The organism is Burkholderia sp. Ac-20353 (genome assembly GCF_017104785.1).
In the GTDB taxonomy this organism is placed as follows: Bacteria; Pseudomonadota; Gammaproteobacteria; order Burkholderiales; family Burkholderiaceae; genus Burkholderia.
The window spans coordinates 1-5,331 of sequence record NZ_JAAGPL010000336.1 but is presented as its reverse complement, the minus strand read 5'-3'; the positions used below and the strand labels follow the sequence as shown (position 1 = coordinate 5,331).

The following is a 5,331-nucleotide window of genomic DNA, read 5'->3' as shown; positions in this document are numbered from 1 at the left end:
GACGTGTAGCGACGATGTATAGCGGCGATGTATAGCGGCGACGTATGGCGACGACATATGGCCGCGAGCTGTGACGAGATGTAAAGAGTTCTTGCCAGGCCCCCGGACGAGGCCCCGGAGTACGGTAAACTCGCCGCACTCATGATGTCGCGCGATGTCCATCACGCGTTGTACCCGATCAGGAATCGATGTCAGTCGAACGTATTCAGCAACATTTCCGCGCTAGCGTCGCGCTTCACCTCGAAGCCGTCGACGCGCTGTCGCTGCCGATCGCGGCCGCGGTCGACGCGATGTTCGCCGCGCTGGCGAACGGCAACAAGATCGTCGCATGCGGCGACGGCCCGTCGGCCGCCGCCGCGCAATACCTCGCCGCGTCGCTGGTCGGCGGCTTCGAGCGCGAGCGGCCGGGCCTGCCCGCCATTGCGCTCGGCACCGATGCGTCCCATGCGGGCCTGACCGGCGCGGCTGCGCCCGAGCAGCTGTTCGCGCAGCAGGTGCGCGTGCTCGGGCAGACCGGCGACATCCTGCTGGTGCTCGACCCGACCGGCGCGTCGCCGCGCGTGCTGGCCGCCGTCGACGAGGCGCACGAGCGCGAAATGACGGTGGTCGCGCTGACGGGCGGCAGCAGCCAAGCGCTCGCGGCCGCGCTGTCCGACACCGACATCCCGATCAGCGTGCCGGCCGAACGTGCGGCGCGCATCCACGAAGTCCATCTGCTGACCATCCACTGCCTGTGCGACGGCATCGACGCGATGCTGCTGGGTGAGGATTGAATGAAGGAGAGCCGTCGATGAAACCAAGCCGCGTCAAACAGACGCTCGTCAGAACCACGCTGCTTGCCGCGCTGACGGCGGGGCTCGCCGTGTCGCTGCAGGGCTGCGTGCTCGGGGTGCTGGGCGCAGCGGCCGGCGGCGGCGCGCTGATCGCGACCGATCGCCGCACGCTCGGCGCGCAGACGGAAGACCGCGAGATCCAGGTCAAGGCGACGACGCAGATCAACAGCGGGCTGCCGGACCAGGCGCACGTGAACGTGACCGTGTTCAACCGCCGCGTGCTGCTGACGGGCGAGGTGCCCGACGATGCGTCGAAGCAGCGCGCCGAGGCCATCGTGCGCGGCATCAACAACGTGAACGGCATCGTCAACGAGCTGGCGATCGGGCCGGCCAGCTCGCTGTCGGACCGCGCGAACGACTCGTACCTCGAAGGGCGCGTGAAGACCGCGCTGATCGGCGAGAAGGGCATCTCGGCGAACAACTACAAGGTCGTCTGCGAGCGCGGCAATCTGTACCTGCTGGGCCTCGTGACGGTTGACGAAGGCAACCGCGGCGCGGAAGTCGCGAGCCAGGTGCCGGGCGTCGAGAAGGTCGTGAAGGTGTTCCAGTACGTCAAGCCGCAGGATGCGCAGGCACTGCAGGCGGCGACGCCCGCGAGCGGCGCCGCCGCGACGTCGGCCGCGCCGGCGGACAATGCGACGGTCGGCGCGGTGCCCGACACGTCGGTGACGTCGACGCCGCTGCAGCCGCCCGCGCCGATCTCGAATTCGAGCAACGTGCATCCGGGCAACCCGAAGGCGGTGCCGCAATGACGCTGAAGCACTGGATGCATGGCGCCGTTGCCGCGGCGCTCGTCGCGGGCACGCTTGGCACGTTCGGCTCGGTCGCGCACGCAGACGTCGGCGACGGCCTCAAGGTCGCGCGCGGCAATGCGTGCATGGGCTGCCACGCGGTCGATCGCAAGCTGGTCGGCCCGTCGTTCAAGGACATCGCGGCGCGCTACAAGAGCGACCCGCAGGCCGTGACGAAGCTGTCGAAAAAGGTGAAGGAGGGCGGCTCCGGCGTGTGGGGCGCGATTCCGATGCCCGCGCATCCGCGTATGAGCGATGCGGACGTCCGTTCGGTCGTTGAGTGGGTGCTGGCGGGGGCGCCGACGAAGTAACGGCAGCTGTATCGACACCTATTGCCAAGCGCGCAAATGCATGTGTATGATCAGTGTCTGTTGGGGCGGTAGCTCAGCTGGGAGAGCGTCGCGTTCGCAATGCGAAGGTCGGGAGTTCGATCCTCCTCCGCTCCACCAACAGATTTCGAAGGGCTCGATCGCAAGATCGGGCCCTTTTTGTTTGGTCGGCGCGGCGCCGATACCGGCCGGCCGAGTCCCGCCTCTGTCGCAGGTCGCATTGCCCGCCGCCAAGCGCCACCGCCCCGTCACCCCCGCCCGAAACTCGGCCTTTTCGGATCGTACGTCCACCCGGGCACAAGGTAGCGCATCGCGACCGCATCGTCGCGCGCAGTGCCGCCGACCTGCCGGTACAGCGCATGCGCGGCTTCCACCTGCGCCATGTCGAGCTCGATCCCGAGCCCCGGCCGCTCCGGCACGGCCACCTTGCCGCCGACGATCTCGAGCGGCTCGCGCGTGAGCCGCGCATCGCCTTCCTGCCAGATCCAGTGCGTGTCGATCGCGGTGATCGTGCCCGGCGCGGCAGCCGCCGCATGCGTAAACATCGCGAGCGATACGTCGAAGTGATTGTTCGAATGCGAGCCCCACGTGAGCCCCCAGTCGCGGCACAGCTGCGCGAGCCGCACCGAGCCCTGCATCGTCCAGAAATGCGGATCGGCGAGCGGGATGTCGACCGCCTGCAGGCTCACCGCGTGATTCATTTGCCGCCAGTCGGTCGCGATCATGTTGGTCGCGGTCGGGATCCCGGTCGCGCGGCGGAATTCGGCCATCACCTCGCGTCCCGAATAACCGGCTTCCGGGCCGCAAGGGTCTTCCGCATACGCGAGCAGGTGGCCCTGTCCGCGGCACAGCACGACCGCGTCGTCGAGCGACCACGCGCCGTTCGGGTCGAGCGTCACGCGTGAATCGGGAAAGCGCGCCTTGATCGCGGCAATCGCGTCCATCTCGTCGGCGCCCGCCATCACGCCACCCTTCAGCTTGAAATCGGCGAACCCGTAGCGTTCGACCGCCGCCTCCGCCTGCCGCGCGATCGCCGCGGGCGTCAGCGCCTCGTCGTTGCGCAGCCGGAACCATGCATCGCGCGCGCCGGTTTCGTCGCGATACGGCAGGTCGGTGCGGCGCCGGTCGCCGATGTAGAACAGGTACGCGAGCATCGGCACCGCGTCGCGCTGCTGGCCTTCGCCGAGCAGCGCCGCGACCGGCACGTCGAGGCACTGGCCGAGCAGGTCGAGCAGCGCGGCCTCGATCGCAGTGATCACGTTGTCGAACCGCAGGTTGATCTCGTGCGGCTGCCGCAGCACGGCGGCTTCGCCGGCCGACGTCACCTCGTGCCGGATCGCGCGGCCGGCCGTCGCGCCCGCAGCACCGCCACCGGACAGCGCCGCGCGCACCGCATTGAGGATCGCCTGGTAGCGCCCGATCGGCTGGCCGACCACGAGAGCGGTCATTCGCTCGAGCGCCTGCCTGATCCCTTCGCCTCCCGGCACTTCGCCGACGCCGGTCCGCCCGCTGCTGTCCGCGAGGATCACGAGGTTGCGGGTAAAGAACGGCGCGTGCGCGCCGCACAGGTTCAGCAGCATGCTGTCGCGCCCGGCGACGGGGATCACCTGCATGCGCGTCACCAGCGGGGTGCCCGGCGTCGGGCCGGCGCTGCGGGGTTCGGACATCGCTTCGCTCCTGATTGCTGGTTGGATTGCTGTCTGGATCGCTGTTTGGCGCGGGCGGCCGGGCATGCCGGCGCGAGCCCGCGTCGTTCATTCCAGCTCGACGCGGCGGATCTCGCCGACGACGAACACGTAACAGATCACCGCAACGAGTGCGTGCGCGACGACATAGACGAGCGCGCCGTTGAACGAGCCGCTGCGGTCGACGATATAGCCGATCGCGATCGGCGTCGTGATGCTCGACAGGTTGCCGCAGGTGTTGAGCAGCGCGCCGCTCAGGCCGGCGATCTGGCGCGGCGCGGTGTCGGCGTTGACGGCCCAGCCGAGCGCGCCGAGCCCCTTGCCGAAGAACGACAGCGCCATGAACAGCACGACGAGCACGTGCGACTCGGTGTAGTTGCAGATCACCATCGACATCGACAGCAGCATGCCGATGACGATCGGCACCTTGCGTGCAACCGACAGCGACACGCCCTGCTTCAGCAGCGCATCGGACACGACGCCGCCGAGGATGCCGCCGAGGAACCCGCACACCGCCGGGATCGATGCGACGAGCCCGGCGTTGAGGATCGACATCCCGCGCGCCTGTACGAGATAGACGGGAAACCAGGTGATGAAGAAATAGGTCAGCGCGTTGATGCAGTACTGCGCGACGTAGACGCCGATCAGCATCCGGCTCCTCAAGAGCGCCTTCACGTGGCGCAACTGCGGGCCGCCGTCGCGCTGGCCGGTCGCCTGATCGATGTTGACGAGCGCGCCGCCGTCGGCGAGATAGTCGAGTTCGGCGCGATTGATGCGCGGGTGGTCCTTCGGGTCGTACACGGTGCGGTTCCACACCGCGACGAACGCGAAGCCGAGCACGCCCATCACCGCGAACACCGACTGCCAGCCGAACGCGTGCACGAGCCAGCCCATCAGCGGCGCGAACACGACGGTCGCCGCATACTGCGCCGCGTTGAAGATCGCCGATGCGGTACCGCGCTCGGGCGCCGGGAACCACGCGGAGACGATCCGGCTGTTGGCCGGGAACGACGGCGCCTCGGCCGCGCCGACGCAAAAGCGCAGCGCGAACAGCAGCGCAAACGCGGCGCCGCCGCCGAAGAAGCCGATCGCGCCCTGCAGCAGCGTGAACAGCGACCAGAAGAAGATGCTGAACGCGTAGACGATGCGCGACCCGTAGCGGTCGAGCAGCCAGCCGCCCGGCAGCTGCGCGACGACGTACGACCAGCCGAACGCGGAAAAGATGAAGCCGATCTGCACGTGGCTCAGGTGCAGCGCACGGGCGAGGCTCGGGCCCGCGATCGAGATCGCGGCGCGGTCTGCGTAGTTGATCGTCGTGACCGCGAACAGCGCGGCCAGCACGAGCCAGCGCACGCGGGTGCGCGCGACCGTCGCCGACGCGGAAGCCGGCAACGCGTGAAGCGGATTCATGTTGTCTCCTCCGATAGCGGAAGGGTGCCGCCGGGCGGCCGGCGCGTCGGGCGCGCTCGATCTCGTGTCGGTGCTGCCGGCCGGCGGCGCGGATCAGGCGGATGCCCGCCGCCCGCGCGTCGGCCGGACGCCTCTAGCGTCGCAGCGACGCGCGACGATCGAGAACGTCACGGGCATTCTTGCATGGCGAATATTCCGCTTTCATGCCAATTCATGACTTGATCGATTCAGGTTTTGAATCGTTGTTCGGCGCGCCGCGCTACGCGGGTTCCCGCGCCGCGGC

5 protein-coding genes and 1 tRNA gene are annotated in these 5,331 nt (G+C 68.7%); 4 read left to right on the top strand and 2 right to left on the bottom strand.

What is annotated here, in order from left to right; all coding sequences use genetic code 11:
* The first annotated feature begins 188 nt into the window (after nt 1–188).
* The 4 genes from G3N94_RS39425 to G3N94_RS39410 all read left to right on the top strand — a co-directional run bounded on the left by G3N94_RS39425 (nt 189) and on the right by G3N94_RS39410 (nt 2,073).
* Entirely contained in the window at nt 189–773 is a 585-nt protein-coding gene (locus G3N94_RS39425; protein ID WP_205799605.1) for an SIS domain-containing protein, read from the top strand.
* 17 nt (nt 774–790) lie between these two features.
* On the top strand, nt 791–1,585 hold the full coding sequence (locus G3N94_RS39420; protein ID WP_205799604.1) for a BON domain-containing protein: 795 nt from the start codon (nt 791–793) through the stop codon (nt 1,583–1,585).
* A complete protein-coding gene (locus tag G3N94_RS39415) occupies nt 1,582–1,935 on the top strand; it encodes a c-type cytochrome (RefSeq protein ID WP_205799603.1) in 354 nt (117 codons plus the stop codon). Before G3N94_RS39420 ends, G3N94_RS39415 begins: the two co-directional genes overlap by 4 nt.
* A 62-nt stretch (nt 1,936–1,997) precedes the next feature.
* Nucleotides 1,998–2,073 (top strand) — tRNA-Ala (locus G3N94_RS39410).
* A gap of 128 nt (nt 2,074–2,201) precedes the next feature.
* On the opposite strand, the gene G3N94_RS39405 is transcribed toward G3N94_RS39410, so the two are convergent.
* Nucleotides 2,202–3,620, bottom strand: coding sequence for an enolase C-terminal domain-like protein (locus G3N94_RS39405; RefSeq protein WP_205799602.1), 1,419 nt, complete (start codon nt 3,618–3,620; stop codon nt 2,202–2,204).
* 87 nt (nt 3,621–3,707) lie between these two features.
* The gene (locus tag G3N94_RS39400) at nt 3,708–5,048 is read right to left on the bottom strand and encodes an MFS transporter (protein ID WP_205799601.1); all 1,341 of its coding nucleotides are present in this window, start codon (nt 5,046–5,048) and stop codon (nt 3,708–3,710) included.
* Between the last annotated feature and the right edge of the window lie 283 nt (nt 5,049–5,331).